Origin of the sequence: Roseateles sp. (assembly GCF_965229315.1) — a bacterium.
GTDB lineage: Bacteria > Pseudomonadota > Gammaproteobacteria > Burkholderiales > Burkholderiaceae_C > Pelomonas.
Genome location: NZ_CBDDJA010000001.1, coordinates 1 through 16,813, shown reverse-complemented (window position 1 = coordinate 16,813; position 16,813 = coordinate 1). Strand labels below are relative to the sequence as shown.

11 protein-coding genes and 3 pseudogenes are annotated in these 16,813 nt (G+C 72.0%); 1 reads left to right on the top strand and 13 read right to left on the bottom strand.

What is annotated here, in order from left to right:
- Positions 1-98: 98 nt before the first annotated feature.
- Genes tssM through tssK form a run of 3 tightly spaced genes read right to left on the bottom strand, consistent with a single transcriptional unit; the run spans position 99 to position 6,368 of the window.
- Positions 99-3,644, bottom strand: a complete 3,546-nt coding sequence (gene tssM / locus ACO07H_RS00070; protein WP_422009866.1) for a type VI secretion system membrane subunit TssM — start codon at positions 3,642-3,644, stop codon at positions 99-101.
- Positions 3,645-3,649: 5 nt separating this feature from the next.
- Complete coding sequence (locus ACO07H_RS00065) at positions 3,650-4,999, bottom strand: DotU family type VI secretion system protein (protein ID WP_422009864.1); 1,350 nt, start codon at positions 4,997-4,999, stop codon at positions 3,650-3,652.
- A 31-nt stretch (positions 5,000-5,030) separates the two neighbouring features.
- On the bottom strand, positions 5,031-6,368 hold the full coding sequence (gene tssK, locus ACO07H_RS00060) for a type VI secretion system baseplate subunit TssK (RefSeq protein ID WP_422009862.1): 1,338 nt from the start codon (positions 6,366-6,368) through the stop codon (positions 5,031-5,033).
- Positions 6,369-6,612: 244 nt separating this feature from the next.
- On the opposite strand from tssK, the gene ACO07H_RS00055 reads away from it, so the two are divergent.
- Complete coding sequence (locus tag ACO07H_RS00055; RefSeq protein ID WP_422009860.1) at positions 6,613-7,110, top strand: OmpA family protein; 498 nt, start codon at positions 6,613-6,615, stop codon at positions 7,108-7,110.
- Positions 7,111-7,189: 79 nt separating this feature from the next.
- Here ACO07H_RS00055 and ACO07H_RS00050 read toward each other — a convergent pair whose 3' ends face one another.
- The 10 genes and pseudogenes from ACO07H_RS00050 to ACO07H_RS00005 form a co-directional block, all read right to left on the bottom strand.
- Positions 7,190-7,579, bottom strand: a complete 390-nt coding sequence (locus ACO07H_RS00050; protein ID WP_422009858.1) for a DUF4280 domain-containing protein — start codon at positions 7,577-7,579, stop codon at positions 7,190-7,192.
- 12 nt (positions 7,580-7,591) lie between these two features.
- Positions 7,592-8,341, bottom strand: coding sequence for a PP2C family protein-serine/threonine phosphatase (locus ACO07H_RS00045; RefSeq protein ID WP_422009856.1), 750 nt, complete (start codon positions 8,339-8,341; stop codon positions 7,592-7,594).
- Between the two features lie 9 nt (positions 8,342-8,350).
- Positions 8,351-10,207, bottom strand: a complete 1,857-nt coding sequence (gene tagH / locus ACO07H_RS00040) for a type VI secretion system-associated FHA domain protein TagH (protein WP_422009854.1) — start codon at positions 10,205-10,207, stop codon at positions 8,351-8,353.
- Between the two features lie 30 nt (positions 10,208-10,237).
- Positions 10,238-11,056 (bottom strand): hypothetical protein, encoded by an 819-nt coding sequence (locus tag ACO07H_RS00035; protein ID WP_422009852.1) that lies wholly within the window; start codon positions 11,054-11,056, stop codon positions 10,238-10,240.
- 130 nt (positions 11,057-11,186) lie between these two features.
- Entirely contained in the window at positions 11,187-12,311 is a 1,125-nt protein-coding gene (locus tag ACO07H_RS00030) for a hypothetical protein (RefSeq protein ID WP_422009850.1), read from the bottom strand.
- A 97-nt stretch (positions 12,312-12,408) separates the two neighbouring features.
- Positions 12,409-13,317, bottom strand: a pseudogene (locus ACO07H_RS00025) (alpha-hydroxy acid oxidase); the annotation flags it as partial.
- Between the two features lie 195 nt (positions 13,318-13,512).
- Positions 13,513-14,306 (bottom strand): annotated as a pseudogene (locus ACO07H_RS00020) (ABC transporter ATP-binding protein).
- Positions 14,300-15,227: pseudogene (locus tag ACO07H_RS00015) on the bottom strand (ABC transporter permease). The pseudogenes ACO07H_RS00020 and ACO07H_RS00015 overlap by 7 nt, the downstream one beginning before the upstream one ends.
- 18 nt (positions 15,228-15,245) lie before the next feature.
- Entirely contained in the window at positions 15,246-16,211 is a 966-nt protein-coding gene (locus tag ACO07H_RS00010; protein ID WP_413765718.1) for an ABC transporter substrate-binding protein, read from the bottom strand.
- Between the two features lie 38 nt (positions 16,212-16,249).
- On the bottom strand, positions 16,250-16,813 hold a 564-nt coding region (locus tag ACO07H_RS00005), incomplete at its 5' end, for an FAD-linked oxidase C-terminal domain-containing protein (protein ID WP_422009848.1).

The following is a 16,813-nucleotide window of genomic DNA, read 5'->3' as shown; positions in this document are numbered from 1 at the left end:
GACGGCGATGCTGGTGGCTTCGAGCCGCCAGCACATCGCCAGACGGGCCGGCTCGGGAGCGGCCCAGCGCTCGGCCCGCGCAAACACGGGCGACGGCATCACAGCGCCCCCGGGCAGCGGAACTGCTGCAGCTCGCGCAGCCGGAAGGGGTTGAACACGCTGCTGGCCGTCACTTCCAGGCGGGCGCGGTGGCCGTCCAGGTTCATGACGACGATGAAGCGCTCGGGCTGCTGCGGCGAGCCCTGCACCTCGAAGCGGTCGAACAGCCGGAACAGCGCCCACGGGCCGTCGAAGGTGATGGGCGTGCCGCCCGGCTGGCCGGTCAGCTTGATCTGCGAGCTCAGCCGCGCACCAGGCCACTGCAGGCTGACGACCTGGTTGCTGCCCGGCGTGAATTTGCTGACCTGGCCGTCGATGTCCAGCGTCAGCTCCTTCAGCCCGTCGCTCAGCTCCAGCGCCCGCACGTCGACGCGGAAGGCCGGCGCCTTGCCGCCGCCGCGGAAGAAGACTTCGCGCACGCGGGTGGCGCGCTGGAAGTCGGCCAGCGCGGCGGGCGACACCGGCTTGGTGCCGTCGCCCGTGGGCCGGAAGCTCCACGGGTTGGTGCCCACGTCGACCAGGGCGCTGAGCTTGCGGGTGAAGAAGTCGTCCATCACGCCGCCGGGCGCGAAGAACTGGCCGAAGTCCTCGGGCAGCACGTCCACCTTGGAGCCTTGCGCCACCGGATAGCGGCCCGCGATGGCCCTCGCACAGAACTCGCTGACGGGCTGCAGCTCGCCGGTCAGGCTCTGACGTTCCACCAGCCGGCTCTGGTTGTCGGCCGCGTCGGCCAGCGTCTCCAGCGCGCCGCGCAGCGGCTCGGGCTGCTGGCCGGCCGCGGCCTTGAGCTTGCCGCCGCCGCCACCGGCCGGAGGCGGCGACTTGCTCTTCAGCGCCTCCTGCACGGCGCTGAGCTGCACGTAGACCTCGTTGAACATCTTCATCACATCGTCCAGCGGCGGCGGCGTGCCGGTCACCAGGCGGCGCAGCGAGGCGAAGTGGTCGTCGACGATCTTCTCCAGCGGGCCGTCACGCGAGAGGGACGCCGGCGCACGGGCCTGGTTGCCGGCCAGGCGGGCCAGCTCGCCGCCCTTGGCGAACACGGCGTCGTCGGTGCGCTTGTTCAGTTCCTTGTTGATCGTGTTGTCGTTGCTGACCGGGTCGATCAGCGTGGTCTCCCTGGACGCGGCGCGCAGGAAGGCGGCCAGCGGCGAGTCCACCGCCGACAGCAGGCGCGACACGGCGATGCCGCGGTCCAGCCCGGTGAGCTTCACGAGGCGCACGTCGGCGAGGTAGGCGTCCCAGACCTTGACGTACTCCTCCAGGTACAGGCGCCGCACACGCTCCACCAGCGTTTTGTCGGCCGCCTGGCGCTTGGCCGTGGCGGGGTTGGTGCCCAGCACCCAGGCCTCTTCCTCGGCGAGCTGCTTGGCGGTGCGGTCCACCGAGGTCTGGAAGGCCTTCTTGTAGCCGTCCTTGGTGAACATGCCCGGGATGCCCTGTGTCAGCGGCTGGCCGCTGGCGCGCACGAACACGTTGGGGCTTTGCGGGCCGGCGGCCGCGGCGACGGTGAAGGGCGGCAGGTCGCCGTCGATCTGCGCGCGGCGCAGCCGGCTGAAGATGCGGTACTCCAGCGGGTAGGCGCCCAGCATCTCGCGCACGCTGGCCACCAGCGTCTTGTCCATCGGCTGCGCTACCTCGAAGGCGCCGCGCGACAGCAGCGCGTCCAGGTGGTTCTTCAGCAGCGCGACCTTCTCGGCGCCCAGGCTGCCTTCCAGGTTGGCGTCCCAGTCCAGCCCCACCCAGGCCTGCAGCCCCGGCGCGTCCAGGTGCTCCGGCGTGTAGAGCATCAGGTAGGCCTTCAGCGACTCGTAGGCGAACTCCAGGTTGTCGCGGTTGGCGGTGCGCAGCCGCTCCTCCAGCCGGGCCGCCACGCGCGGGGCGAGTGCCCGCTGCAGCAGCCGGTGGTAGGAGACCTGCGCGCCGGCGTCCAGCTTGTCGCCCTGGAACAGGCCGAAGCCCAGCGACAGCGGCGGGTTGTTCAGCGCGAAGCCCGGCGGCTGGGCGGCATCGCGGATGGCGGCCAGCGCCTCGGGCAGCGCGGACGGGTCGCTGCCGCTGGTGGGCGGCAGCGCGGCGACGGTGTCCTTCAGCGCCGGCAGCTTGGCCTCGATGTCGGCGATGTAGCGCTGGTTGCCGAAGTAGCTGAAGCCCCAGCCGACCAGCAGCGTCACCGTGACCAGGCCCAGCGCGGCCAGGCCCGCCAGGCGCCAGCGCGCCTGGCGGCGCTCGACCTGGGCGTTGTGGCCCACCAGGCCCTGTTCGGCGAACACCACCTTGCGCAGCAGGTGGTGCAGGAAGTAGCTCTTGCCCTTGGCCGCGGCTGGCGGCGTGAGGCGGCGTTCGACGCCGAAGGTGCGCGCCAGCGCGCCCAGCACGCGGTCGATGGGCGTGCCTTCCTGCGTACCGCTGGTGAAGTAGACACCGCGCAGGCGCGGGGCTTCGTCCAGCGCGCCACCGCCGCCGAACACGGTCTCCAGGTAGCCACCCAGCAGGCCGCGCAGCCCGCCGAACTGCTGCGGGAAGGCGAAGATGACGGCGCGCTTGAGCGGATCGCTCTCGGCCTCCATGCGCTCGATGAGGCGCTCGCGCAGGCGCTTCTCCAGCGAGGCGAACTCGCTGCCGAAGTTGGTCATGACCTCCTCGCCCGGCTGCGCCGCCAGCGGGAACGTGAAGCCGAAGACCTGGTCGCGCTCCTCCTTGCCCATGGGGCCGAAGGTCTCGTTGAAACCGGCCAGCAGGTCGCACTTGGTGACCATCACGTAGACCGGCGCGCGCACGCCCAGGCGCTGCTGCAGCTCCTGCATGCGGCCGCGCACGCGCGACGCCTGCTCCTTGCGCTGGTCGGGCGGCAGGGCCAGCAGGTCCTGGATGCTCACCGTCAGCAGCACGCCGTTGATGGGCCGGCGCGGGCGGGCCTTGCGCAGCAGGCCGAGGAAGGTGTCCCACGCGGCCGCGTCGGTCTCCTTGTCGGAGTCCTGCGTGGCGTAGCGGCCGGCGGTGTCGATGAGCACGGCCTCGTCGCTGAACCACCATTCGCAGTTGCGCGTACCACCCACGCCGCGCACGCTGGCCTGCCCCAGCTTGTCGGCCAGCGGGAAGTTCAGCCCGGCGTTCAGCAGCGCCGTCGTCTTGCCCGAGCCCGGCGCGCCGACGAAGACGTACCAGGGCAGCTCGTACAGCGACGTGCCGCCGCTGAACAAGCCCTTTTTCGCGCCCGGGGACTTCTTCAACAGGCCGATGGCCTGCGAGAAGCGCTCCTGCAGCACCGCGTCTTCCTTGGCGGCGGCCGACGGGCCGGCACCCATGCCCTTGACGAGCGCGGCGTTGATGCGGCGCCGGCGCACCAGCACCCATGCCAGGCGCAGGACGCCCAGCAGCCAGACGACGGCCAGCGCGATCCAGCGCGAGAGGCTGGTGTCCAGCGGACGCCATTCGCCGAACGCGATCAGCGGGCCGACCCACCAGACCAGCGCCGAGATCACCAGCAGGCCGAACACGGCGAGCGTGATCGGGTGGAAGAGGATGGACAGGAATTTCTTCATGATGATCAGCGGTCCTGCACCATCAGCGTCACCTCGACGCGGCGGTTCCTGGCGCGTCCGGCGGGCGTGGCGTTGTCGGCCACGGCCTCGGCGTCGGCGCGGCCTTCGGCACGCACGCGGCCGATCTCCACGCGCTCGGCCAGCAGGTTGCGGAAGGCCTCGGCGCGGGCCTGCGACAGATGCCAGTTGGACGGGAAGCGCAGCGAGCGGATGGGCTGGTTGTCGGTATGGCCGGTGACGAGCACCGAGCCCTTCAGCCGCTGCATGGCCTCGCCGATGCGCAGCACCAGCGGGCGCAGCTCGGACGACACCTCGGCGCTGCCGGGGTTGAACAGCCCGTCGCCCTTGATGATGACGACGGACTTGTCGGCCAGGTCATTGACCTGGATGAGGCCGGCCTTGATGTCCAGGTCCAGCAGCCCGGCCAGGCGCGGCGCGGCCGGCGGGGGCGTGGGTGCGGCGACGGCGGCGGTCTTCACGTCGAAGCCGCGCAGCGCCGCGAAGCCGTTGTCCGACGCACCGTTGATGCTGAAGCGCAGCACCATGTAGACGGTCATCAGCAGCAGCGCGACAGCGGCCGTGACCACCCACAGCGGCAGGCGCTGGCGCAGGCCCCGCTCTTGGGCCGAAGCGCCCTGCCAGCGCGGCGACAGCGCCGGGTCGGGGTTGCTGCCCTGACGCAGCATCTGCGCCAGGCGAGCGCGTACGCCGTCGAGCTGGGCGCGGCCGTTGTCCATGACGCGGTAGCGGCCCTCGAAGCCGAAGGCCAGGCAGACGTACAGCAGCTCCAGCAGGTTGCGGTTGGCCGGCACGTTCTCGGCCAGCTTGGCCATCAGCGCGAAGACCTTCTCGCCGCCCCAGGACTCGTTGTGGAACTGCACCAGCAGGCTCTGCGCGGCCCAGGCGCCGGAGCCGCCCCAGGGCGTGCTGGCGGCGGATTCGTCCAGCAGCGTGCACAGGATGTAGCGGCCGGCGACGACTTGCTCGTTGGGCAGCCCCTCGGCACGGGCCTTGGCTTCGAAGGCGCGGATGCCTTCGGCCAGTGCCTCCTTCAGTCCGGCCGGGTTGGGATGCTGGGCGCTGTGCCGGATGCGCGGCGCGGCCGACAGCAGCGGCATCGCGGCAGCCACCAGCGGGTTCATGCTGGCGGTCGTCAGCGCGTCCAGCGCCATCGGCGCTTCCTTGCCGGCAGGGCCGGCGGGCAGGCCCGCGGGCGCCTGGCCGGCAGGCATCCCCGCCGGCCGCGCGCCGGGCTGGGGCTGGCCTGCCGCGGCGGGGCGGCCGGCGCTGGGCTTGATGACCGTGCGGTCCTGCCCGAAGGCGGCGAAGGGATCGTCGTTGTTGGGATCGCTCATGGGGCGGACCGGTCAGGTGGGGTCGGGCGCGTCAGGCGCGGATGGCCCAGAACTCGAGTTCGAGCCCCGGGAATTCGCCGGCGATGTGCATGGCGAGGCCGCCCGAGGTTTCGAGCTGCTTCCACAGGTCGTTGCCGCGCGTTTCGAGTTCGAAGTAGTTGTGGCCCGCGTGGTACGGGATCTGGCGCGGCGCCACCGGCAGCGGGCGCAGCGTGACGCCGGGCAGCTGCAGGTTGACGAGATCGCGGATGCGCTCGACCGGGCCGATCTTGACCTGCGTGGGGAAGCGGGCGCGCAGCGCGTCGCCGGGCAGCTGCGCCGAGACGGCCAGCACGAAGGTGGCCGCCCGCTGCAATTGCACGTCGGGAATGAGGGCCACGCGGATGCCGTAGGCGCGGTCCTGCAGCTCGATGGGGATGGCGGTCTGCTCCATCACCATGGACAGCGACTGGCGCAGGTCGTCGATGACGGGCTTGAACGTGGCGGCGAGGTCGTCGTGCACGTAGTCGGCATAGGCCGACGGACGGCGGCTGTCGCGGAAGGTGGCGAGGTCGCCGGCCAGCGACAGGCAGGTGCTGTACAGCCGCTCCGGGTGCAGCAGCGACACGGCGCGCAGGTGGTTGAACAGCGCCTGGTTGCGGTTGACGGCCTCCAGCAGCAGGAAGTCTGCGATCTCTCCCACGCCGCCGCGCCCCGGTGCTGCCAGCCGGGCGGCGAGCGCCTCGCCACGCTGGTTCAGCAGGCCGCACAGCTCGCGCACATAGCCGTCCAGCACGGGGTGGGCGGGCGCGTGCAGCAGCGGCGGCACGTAGGCCGGGTCCAGCACGATGCGGTTGTCGGCGCGGCGCTCGACGACGCGGGCCACGCCCAGCGTCGCGAAGCCCTCGCCGGCGTCGCGCTGCAGCATCAGGCGCAGGTTCAGGCGGCCGACCTGCAGCGCGGCGTCGCGGTCGACCTGCGAGTTGCTGTCGCCCACGTTGACCTCGGCGGTCACGAAGCGCGCGCCCATGGCGCTGGCGGCGGCCTCAGCATCGGTCTCGACGACGCCCGGGCGCTGCAGCGTGACGGCCAGCACGACGATCTCGTTGCGGGCGTCGGCCGGGATGTCCAGCGCGGCGGGCGTCGCGTCGCTGCCGGGCGCGGCGAAGGCGGTGCCGTCGGGCAGCAGGCCTTGCGCGGAGGCCAGCGCCACCTTGCCCAGTGTCAGCGAGGCCTCGTCCAGGCTCAGCGCCGCGAAGCCCCAGCCATAGGCCACGGCCTGCTGCAGGCGCTGGCGCCACTGGTGTTCCCAGTGGCGGTCATGTTGCTGGAAGTGCTGCGGCTGGAGGAACATGCCCTCCGTCCAGATCACTCGGTCACGCCAGGTCATGGATGGGATTGCCTCATGGGAACGAAGGGAGCAAAGCAAAACGGACAGGGAGCAGCCTTGGCGGCGTGCGATCAGACAGTGAGTGACTGCGACCCCGGCTTGGTTCCCGGTCCCGTCGGGAACCATTCGGCGCTGGCGGTCACTCAACGAGCGATTGACTCATCCGCCGACCCGAGTGCCCGTCATGAAGCAGCTTCGCTCCCTTGTCGCCCTGTCATTGTGCGGGCTTGCCCTGAATTCCTGGGTGGCCGCGCAGACGCCTGACCCCGCCGCCTCAGCCCCCGAAGCCATCGACCTGGGCAAGACGGTGCCCACGGCCGAAGCCATCGCCGAAGGCTTGTTCCCCGACGACAAGTGCAAGGAACTCGAAGCCTCGGGCTTCAAGTGCATGGGCTTCAAGCCGGCCCTCAAGTACTCGCTGCCGGCCACGGCCTTCAAGGTGGGTTCGGCCGAACTGCCGCCGGTGCTCAAGCGCCAGCTCGACGTCTTTGCCGACGTGCTCAAGACGAAGAAGAGCAGCGACCGCAAGGTGCGCGTCATCGGCCATGCCGACGCCTCCGGCACACCGGCGGCCAACCAGGCGCTGTCCGTCAAGCGCGCCGAGTCGGTGCGCAACTACCTCGTCAGCAAGGGCGCCGATCCGGCGCTGTTGGTGGTCGAGGGCGTGGGCGCCAGCGACCCCAAGAACGCCGCCAAGCCGAATGCCGACGAGAACCGTCGCGTGGAGATCGGCAGGAACTGAAGCCCCTTGCCCGGTCTTGCGGCGCTGAACGCGCGCAAGCCTGGCTGGATCCCCGAGTGGCGACTTCTTGCCTTCCGGGTCAGGGCGTCATTTCGGTCATCTGCCCCGGCATGCTGAAGGTGATGACGCCGCCATAGGCGCAGTTCAGCGTCGAGGTGTTGTTGAGCACGGGCATGTTGCCCAGCATGACGGTGGGCGTGCCGGGCGCCCACGGTGCGGGGAACACGGGCACGCACGGCATGGGCGTGAGCACGCCCAGCGCCGCGGCGGTGGCGGCGGCCACCGTCGGGTTGGACGGGCTGCTGCACATGCCGAAGGGCGGGATGTTCACCATCGGGATGTTGTCCATGATGTTGGCCGCCGCCATGTTGCTGGTCAGCATCTTGTTCTTCGGCAGCACGTTCAGCGTGCTGGGCGCCACCCCGAAGGGGCAGGTCATCATCGCGCCGGTGCAGCAATGCTGGGGCATGGTGGCAACTCCTCAGTCCGCACCCAGCCAGAGGGCCAGGGCGGTGAAATTGTCGTGTTTCGGATGGCCCTCGGCCGCGCGCAGCACGCGTTGCTGCAGGTCGTTCAGCCAGGCCTGTGGCTCGGGTGCGGCGGCCAGGGCAGCCAGGATGTCCTCGTCGGGCACCCACTCCCACAGGCCGTCCGTGCACAGCATCAGCGCCTCGCGGCCGGACAGCGGCAAGGGCGCCTGCGACACGCTGATCTGCAGGTCGCTGCCTTCGGTGCCCAGCGCCGAGTACAGCTCGCTGCGCTTCGGGTGAGCGCGCGCACCGGCTTCGTCGAGCAGGCCGGCATCGATCAGCGACTGCACCAGGCTGTGGTCGCGCGTGCGCTGCACGAGCTGGCCGTCGCGGAAGGCGTAGAAGCGCGAGTCGCCGCAATGGCCCCACAGCGCCTGGCGGTCGCGCAGGTCGATGGACAGCACGACCACGGTCGAATGCATGTTGCGCAGCTTGGGGTTGTCGGCGCGGTGGGCCAGCAGCTCGCGGTTCGTGTCCAGCAGCAGCGCTTGCAGCGCCTGGGGGTGGTGGGCCGGCGAGTTGGCATAGCCCTGCAGCACGTGGCTGACGGCGAGCTTGGACGCCACGTCGCCGCCGCCATGCCCGCCCGCGCCGTCGGCGAGCACGCAGCACAGGTAGCGCTCGGAGTGCCAATGGCCGCAGGCGTCTTCGTTGTAGTCGCGCCCGCCGCGCTCCGACATCAATGCCAGCTCGATCTGCACAAGGGTCCTTTATGTTTTCTCGGTGCGGCCCGACTGCAGCGCGTCGAGCTGGGCTTCGTAGGCGCGCAGGAACTCGCGCCCGAAGACCTGGTGGAAGTCATCCGAAATCTCGCCGGCGATCTGCTGGTACTCCTGCTGGAACACCGACCACAGCTGTGCCTTGCGCGCCGACGGCAGCAGGCTGGACAGCACCGACTTCTGGCTCAGCCGCGATTCCAGCGCAGCCGGGTCGAAGCGCTGCAGCAGCCCTTCGAGGGCCGCACGCATGCCGGCCAGGAAGGCGAGCTGGTGGGCGCGCAGGTCGTCGAAGGCATCGCGCATGGCCTGCTGCGGCGGGATGAAGCCGCGCACGGCCGGCCCGAGCAGATGCCCCAGCGCCACCTCGGCGGTGGGCGAGAACTTCAGCGGGTTGTTCTCCTTGGCGACGATCATGGTCGACTCCGCCCGCACCTCGCGCTTGAGCGCGGCGCGCGCCACCAGCAGGTCCACGGTGCCGCGGGCCGACTCGTGCATCAGCTGGCCCAGCAGGCGCATGAAGTCGGGCGTCAGGCCGCCTTGGGCCAGGTTGTGGGGCAGGTCGGGCATGCCCAGGCCCTCGCGGAAGGCGGCGAGCAGCGCGGCCTGGTCGGCCGGCCCGCCCGGCACGGCGGCCTGCGGCACCGCAGGTGCCGCGGCTGGCGGTGCAGACACAGGTGCGAAGAACGGCGCGGCAGCAGGCATGGCGACCGCAGGCGGCGCTGGCGCTGGCAGTACAGGCGCCACGGTGGACTCGGACACCGGCGCCGGGGCTGCAGCCTTGCGGCCGGCGCGGATGATGGTGCGGCCTTCGGCGGCGCCGTCGCTCCAGGACACCACGGCGCCCGGCAGCGTGTCCGTCGGGTCGAGCTTGTTCAGCGCAGCCATCGCATCCGGCGGTGGCTCCACGGCAGCCGGTGGTGGCGGCGCGACAGCCGGCCTGCCCGGCGGCATGAAGGGCCGGTTGAGTTCCGACGTCGTATCCGCCATGGCCTGGCCGGCCGCGGCGGGCAGCATGCGCAGCGCCTGCATCGGGTCTGAATGGCCGGCCATGTTGGGTGCGACGATGGCCTCGCCGAGCAGCGAGTTCGCCAGCGGGTTGCCGGCCGGTGTGGGCGCGCCCAGGCCGAACAGCGCGTCCAGGGAATCGCCGCCGCCGCCTCGGCCGCCACCGGTGGGCATGTCGGGGATGAGGGGCGCCGGCGCGCCGGCGCCCAGGTCCAGGCCGAGCGCGCGGGCGCCGGCCGAAGGGGCGGCTGCCTGCGACTGCCGGGGCGCGGCGGCGGGCGCGAACGGGTCCCAGTCGGCCGGGATGCCGCCCAGGGCCGCAGGGGGCGGTGCCGCGGCGAAGGGTGAGGCGGCGTGCGCGGCGGCGGGCGGGAAGGCCGGCGCGGCGGCTGGCGGCGTGGCGGCGCCGAAGAGACCGAGCGGGTCGGCGGCGAGCGTTTCGCGGCGCACGCCGGGCGTCGTGGCGGCCGCGGCGGGCGCCATGCCGAAGAAGTCGGCGAACGGGTCGGCCGCAGCGCTGCCCGGCGCGGCGCCTTCCTCGACCACCAGCAGGTAGCCGCCGATCTGCACCCGGTCGCCCGGCTTGATGGGCGCCTCGCGGCCCTTGCCGAGTTGCACGCCGTTGACGCTGATCGCGTTGCTGCCCTGGTCGACGATGCCGAAGCCGCTGTGGGCGCGGAACAGCACGCGGGCATGCACGCGAGAGATCGTGCGCTCCGGGTCGGGCAGCACGAGCTGGTTGGTGTCGGCCCGGCCGATGTCGCCACCGAGTTCGTCGAACTGGGCGGACAGCGGCGGGCTCAGCGGCAGGCCGTTGAAGGTGGTGACGTTGAGGCGGATCATGGGCCGTAGTGTCTTCGTGAGTGCGAGTGTTCAGCGCAGGACATAGACCTTGCCCTCGATCAGCGTGAGCCGCAAGGGCCAGGCGATGTTGCCGGGCGTCACGTCGTCATTCGCGCTGCTCAGCACCGGCGCGCCCAGCGGGTTGACGCAGGCCAGCAGGCGCCCGCCGGCCACGGGCCGCAGCATCAGCGTCTCGGCGGTGGGCGGTTGCAGCGTGGCCAGCACACCGGCCTGCCACAGCCGCTGCACCTGCTCGCGCAGCGCGGCGGCGCTGTGGCCGGCGTTGCGCTGATAGGCATGGTCCAGCTCCTCCAGCTTGAGCCGGCAGGCGGCCAGCCAGGCGTCCGGGTTGCCGCGCGACAGGTCGTAGGCGATGCGCTGGATCAGGGCCAGCACGGTCTGGCGGCCCTGCGGTGTCGGGCTGAGCACCGGCGCGTCCAGCCAGCGCCAGCGCGGGAAGCCCACCGGCAGCTCCAGGTCCTGGTGCACGGTCGTGGGCGCCTCGAAGGGGGTGCCTTCCTCCACCGCCCAGTTCACCTCGGCGAGCACGCGCACGGCCTCGTCGGCCAGGCTCTTGCCCTGGCGCAGCAGCACCAGGCGTGCGCGGGCCTGTGCGGCGCGCGAGGCCATGCGCGGCTGGGCCGGCGCGTCGGGTGCGGCCACGGCCATCGCGATGGGCGGCGGCGCGATGACGAGGCTGATGCGGTTGCTGCCGTTCTGCAGGTATTCGTGCACGGTGACCGACTGGCTGCCGGGCCCCGCCGGCAGGCTGAGCACCGGCACGCCGTTGACGTGCACCTCCACCGGCTCGCCGCTGGTCTGCACATGCAGGCACATGACGCGGTCCATCAGCGCGCCTCCCGTGTTGCGGGCCGCGCTCCGGCCGGCCCGCCCTGGGCGATGTGCTTGGCGGTCGAACCGGCAAGCATCGCCGCTCCCTCGGGGGACCGGCCCACGTACGCGTGGGACGAGGGGCCCATCACCCTGCGCTCCAGTCGATCAGCGTGATGGCCGGCAGCAGCTCGCGGCGCTGCGCCTGCGTGCCGCCGGCGGGGTCCTGCCTCAGCAGGTTGACGTGCACGGGCTCGACGGCCAGGCGGTAGAACCACTGGTGGCCGCGGCCATCGGGGCGCGGGCGCAGGCCGCAGCTGCCCACCACGGCGCCGCGCAGCGGCTCGGCCAGCGGGCCGGCCGACAGCAGCGCCGGGTCGCCCGTGGCGATGGCCTCGATGCTCAATGCGAAGGGATGGCGCCAGCTGCACTTGGCCTGATCCAGCCCGTGGCCTTCGGCGGCTTGCGCGCCGCGCTGGTCCAGCGTCATGCGCCACTCGCTGCGGCCCTGGGCGCGCAGCTGCACGCGGGCGCGGCTGCCGGCCCAGTCGAGCTCGCCGGTCAGGCGCAGGTCCATCACCAGCGCGGCGAAGTTGATCGTGCCCTGCGCCCGCACGGCGATGGCGCCGTCCGCCTCGTGCTGCCAGCCCCAGGCGACGCCGGCCTGGCCCACCATCGGCGACAGCTCGGCCTCCAGCCGGCCGCTGGTGCCGCTCATCTGGCGGCTCCAGGCGTTGAAGAGCTTCTCCAGGCCGGCGCGCGACTGCGGCTGCAGCCCCTGCCAGGCCCTGAGCCAGACGGGCACAGGCTGCGTCTGGCCGTCGGCTTCGAGGCGGCAGGCCGTGCCGGCCGCGTTGACCGCAGGCAGTTCGCCCTCCACCGGCCAGGCCAGCGCGGGCTGTGTGCCGTGCCGCACTTCGACGAGGCATTGCGTGGCGGCGTGCACCTGCAGCCCGATGTCCAGGCTGCCCAGCGGTGCGCCGGCGTTGCGCACGCCGCAACTGGCCAGCGCCACGCGCTGCGCATCCGGCGGCTCGCCATGGCCGATGCCGGCCGGGCCGAGCTTGGGGTCGGGCGGCGGCGTGGCGGGGGCGTGCAGCGTCAGGCTCAGGCGCGCGGCGTCCTGGCCGTGCCAGGCCAGCCGGCCCCCGGCGCTGTGGTGCACCACCTCCGGATGCTTGCGGCCGTCGCAGGATTCGAGCTGCTGCACGACCAGTTGCAGCCGTGCGCTGGCGCCCGCGCCCGCCGCACGGCTGAGCACGGGCAGCAACACCGATTCCTCCTTGAGCAGGGCCAGCGCCCTGGCAACGGCCGGCTCGCCCGCCCGAGGCGACCGCGTAGAGCGTGGGCCGCCCGATCTGCACGGCGGTGGCGCCCAGTGCGAGCGCGCGTGCGATGTCGCTGCCGGTGCGCACGCCGCTGTCGAGCAGCAGCGGCAGGCGGCCACCGGTCTCGCTCGCGAACTCGGGCAGGATCTCGATCGGCGCGACGGCACCGTCGAGCTGCCGCCCGCCGTGGTTGCTGATCACGATGGCATCGACGCCGAGCTGCTGCGCGCGGCGGCCCTGCGCGGGATCGAGCAGGCCCTTGACGATCAGCTTGCCGGGCCAGCGCTCGCGCACCCAGGCGATGTCGTCCCAGCCCAGCGACGGGTCGAGCTGGGCCTGCATGGTCTGCGCGATGGTATGGGTGGCCCGCAGGCCGAGCTCGCCGGCCATCAGCTCGAGCCGCGGCGCGCCGGCGCGCAGCGAGCGCCAGGCCCAGCCGGGCCGCGCGAGCACGCTCGCGAGCTTGCGCGGGTCCAGCGCAGCGGCAGGCTGAAGCCGTTGCGCTCGTCGCGCAGCCGCCGGCCCGCGACCGGGTTGTCCACGGTCACCTCGAGCGCCGCGAAGTCGAGGTCGCGCGCCCGGTCGATCAGGCGCGCGCCTCATCGCGCGATCGCGGAACACGTAGAGCTGGAACCAGGCGTTGCCCTGCGCCGCCTCGGCCACGGCTTCCATGGTCGCGGTGGCGGCCGTGCTCATCACGAAGGGAATGCCGAAGGCGCGAGCGGCCCGCGCCAGGCAGCGGTCGGCGCCCGGCCAGGCCGCGCCCGCCAGCCCGGTGGGCCCGATGATCAGCGGCAGGGTCCACGAGCGGCCGAACAGCTGCATCGCGGTGCTGCGTTGCGAGACGTCGACCGGCGCGGAGCCGAGCAGCCGGATGCGGTCGAAGGCGCTGCGGTTGCCGCGCACGCTCGACTCGGAGCCCGCGCCGCCATCGATGTAGTCGAACACCATGCGCGGCAGCGCGCGCCGGGCCAGTTCGCGGAAGTCGTCGATGCAATGCGCTTGCAGGTAGTGGTTCATGGTCGAACGAAAAATATTAAGCCGTCCAGCCGGCATATTTAATGGCGCTTTGGGCTGGGTCGAGGCGGCCGCGGCATGTTTCATGCGCCGCGCCGGCAACGCGCGAAAGCCCGATGCGCGCGGGGCTCATCCGAGCAGCAGCGCGTCGTCGGCCACCGCCTCGCCGCGCGTGCGCTCGAACAGTTGCAGCAGGTCGGGCACGCCCATGCCGGCGCGCTGCGGCCCGCTCACGTCGAGCACGACGCGGCCCTCGTGCAGCATCAGCGTGCGCGAGCCATGGCTCAGCGCTTGCCGCATGCTGTGCGTGACCATCATCGCGGTGAGCTGCTGCTCCTCCACGATCCGCTGCGTGAGCGCGAGCACGAAGGCCGCGGTCTTCGGGTCGAGCGCGGCCGTGTGCTCGTCGAGCAGCAGGATGCGCGAGGGCTTGAGCGATGCCATCAGCAGGCTCACCGCCTGCCGCTGCCCGCCCGACAGCAGTCCCATGCGGTCGTTCAGCCGCTGCTCGAGCCCAGGTCGAGGCTGCGCAGCCGGTCGCGGAACAGCTGGCGCAGCTCGCCCCGCAGTGCCGCGCGCAGCCCGCGCCGCTCGCCGCGCCGCCAGGCCAGCGCGAGGTTCTCCTCGATGGTCAGCGCCTCGCAGGTGCCGGCCATCGGGTCCTGGAACACACGCGCCACGAGGCCGCTGCGCTGCCAGGCGCTCAGGCGCGTGACCTCCACCTCGTCGATGAAGATGCGGCCGCTGTCGACCAGCAGGTCGCCGCTGAGCGCGTTGAGCAGGGTCGACTTGCCGGCACCGTTCGAGCCGATGACGGTGACGAACTCGCCGCGCGGAATGCTCAGGTCGAGCCCGCGCAGCGCGCGGTTCTCCATCGGCGTGCCCGCATGGAAGGTCACGCGCAGGTCCATTGCCTTCAGCATGCGCCGGCCTCCTTCTTCTTCGATGCGCCAAGGGCACCGCGCCGCCGGGCCAGGAAACGCTTCGAGGCCGGCATCACGAGCGCGAGCGTCACCAGCACGGCCGTGACGAGGTTGAGGTCCTGCGCCTTCAGGCCGATGAAGTCGCTGTTGAGCGCCAGCGCCACCAGCATGCGGTAGAGCACCGCGCCGACCACGCAGCCGAGCGTGGCCCAGGCGATGCTGCGCATGGGCAGCAGGGTCTCGCCGATGATCACGGCCGCCAGCCCGATCACGATGGTGCCGATGCCCATCGACACGTCGGCCCCACCCTGCGATTGCGCGAACAGCGCGCCCGCCAGCGCCACGATGCCGTTGGACAATGCGAGCGCGAACAGCGACAGCCGGTCGGTCGACACGCCCAGCGCGCGCGCCATCCGTGCGTTGCCGCCGGTGGCGCGCATGGCCAGGCCGGCCTCCGATCCGAAGTAGCGGTCGAGCGCGAACTTGACCGCCAAGGTGACGGCCAGCAGCACCAGCGCGGTGGTCCACGGCCCGGGCAGCGCCTCGAGCGGCGGCGTGTTGAATACGGTGGACGCGCCCAGCAAGGGCTCGTTGGGCTTGCCCATCACGCGCAGGTTGATCGAATAGAGCGCGATCATCACGAGGATGCCCGCGAGCAGCTGCATGATCTTGAGCTTGACGTGCAGCCAGCCGGTCGTGAGGCCCGCGAGCGCGCCCGCGGCGAAGGCGGCCGCCGTCGCGGCCAGCGGATGCCAGCCGCCCACCAGCAGGGTCGCGGCCACCGCGCCGCCGAGCGCGGAAGCTGCCGTCGACGGTCAGGTCGGGAAAGTTCACGACCCGGAACGAGATGAAGACGCCGAGCGCGACCAGCGCGAAGATCAGGCCCACCTCGAGCGAGCCCTGGAAAGCGATGAGGGACATCGATGCTCCGGCCGGCGCTCAGTCGATCACGCGGGTCGCGGACTTGAGCAGCGCGTCGGACAGCGCCAGCCCCTGCCGCCGCGCCGCGGCCTGGTTCACGAGCAGCTCCAGCGTCGGGCTCACCTGCGAGGCGATGCTGCCGGGCGACTCGCCCTTGAGCACGCGCACCACCAGCTTGCCCGACTGGCGGCCGAGGTCGTGGTAGTTGGTGCCGATGCCCAGCGCCGCGCCGCGCGCCGCGAGCGAGGGGTCGGCCGCGATCAGCGGCACCCGGCCCTGGTCCGCCACCTTGGCCAGGGCCTCGAAGGCCGAGGTCACGTTGTTGTCGGTCGGCGCGTAGATCGCATCGACCTTGCCCACCAGGCTCTGGGCCGCGCTCGCCACGTCCACGGTGCGCGGCGCGGCACTCTCGATCACGCTCAGGCCGGCCGGCTGCGCGAGCTTCTTCAGCTGCGCGATCGCGGCGACGGAGTTGGCCTCGCCGGGGTTATAGACCACGCCGATGCGTTTGGCGGCCGGCAGCGCCTGGCGCAGCAGGGCCAGGTGCTTGTCCAGCAGCGGCAGGTCCGACACGCCCGTGACGTTGCCGCCCGTGGCCTCCCACGACTTGACCAGCTTCGCGGCGACCGGATCGGTCACGGCGCTGAACACGATCGGGATCTCGCGCGTCGCCGCGACCACGGTCTGCGCCGAGGGCGTGGACATCGCGACGATCACGTCGGGCCGGTCGCCGACGAACTTGCGCGCGATCTGGGCCGCGGTCGCGGTGTTGCCCTGCGCGCTCTGGTAGTCCAGGCGCAGGTTCTTTCCGACCACGTAACCGGCCGCGGCGAGTTCCTCGACGATGCCCTGGCGCGCCGCATCGAGCGCGGGGTGGTCGACGATGGCCGTGACGCTGACGCGCGCATCGGCGGCGTGCGCCGGCAGCGCGGCGAAAGGAGCGAGGACGAGCGCGAGCAGCGCCACCCGGAAGGGGCGTTTCATCATGGGAAGATCTCCAGGGGTTGAGGGGGTCGATGAACTCAGAAGAACCCGGTGACCTTGCCGGGGTTCAGGATGCCGAGCGGATCGAGCGCGGCGCGCAACGCCTGCATGACGCGAAAGCCGCCGCCGGCCTCCTCGCGAAGGAACTCGACCTTGCCGTGGCCGATGCCGTGCTCGCCGGTGCAGGTGCCGCCGACCGCGAGCGCGCGCCGGATCATCCGTGCATAGGCGGCCTTCACGCGCGCGATCTCGGCGGCGTCCGACGGGTCCACCATGAAACACAGGTGGAAGTTGCCGTCGCCGACATGGCCGCAGATCGGCGCGATCAGCCCTTCGGCCCGCACGTCCTGCTGTGCGGCCTCGATCTGGTCGGCCAGTTCGGAGATCGGCACGCAGACGTCGGTGGGCAGGCCTTCGGCGCCGGGGCGCAGGCCCTTGTTGGCCCACCAGATGTCGTGCCGCGCCTGCCACAGCCGGCTGCGGTCCTCGGGCCGGTGCGCCCACGCGAAGTCCTGGCCGCCGTGCGAGGCCGCGATCTCGCGCACCACCTTCACCTGGTGCGCGACCTCGGGCTCGCTGCCGTGGAATTCGAAGAACAGCGT

Excerpts from the sequence above, each read along its gene's own strand:
- tssM (WP_422009866.1), bottom strand. The coding sequence starts at position 3,644 with ATGAAGAAATTCCTGTCCATCCTCTTCCACCCGATCACGCTCGCCGTG.
- ACO07H_RS00050 (WP_422009858.1), bottom strand. The coding sequence starts at position 7,579 with ATGCCCCAGCATTGCTGCACCGGCGCGATGATGACCTGCCCCTTCGGG.
- ACO07H_RS00065 (WP_422009864.1), bottom strand. The coding sequence starts at position 4,999 with ATGAGCGATCCCAACAACGACGATCCCTTCGCCGCCTTCGGGCAGGAC.
- ACO07H_RS00035 (WP_422009852.1), bottom strand. The coding sequence starts at position 11,056 with ATGGACCGCGTCATGTGCCTGCATGTGCAGACCAGCGGCGAGCCGGTG.
- ACO07H_RS00010 (WP_413765718.1), bottom strand. The coding sequence starts at position 16,211 with ATGAAACGCCCCTTCCGGGTGGCGCTGCTCGCGCTCGTCCTCGCTCCT.
- tssK (WP_422009862.1), bottom strand. The coding sequence starts at position 6,368 with ATGACCTGGCGTGACCGAGTGATCTGGACGGAGGGCATGTTCCTCCAG.
- tagH (WP_422009854.1), bottom strand. The coding sequence starts at position 10,207 with ATGATCCGCCTCAACGTCACCACCTTCAACGGCCTGCCGCTGAGCCCG.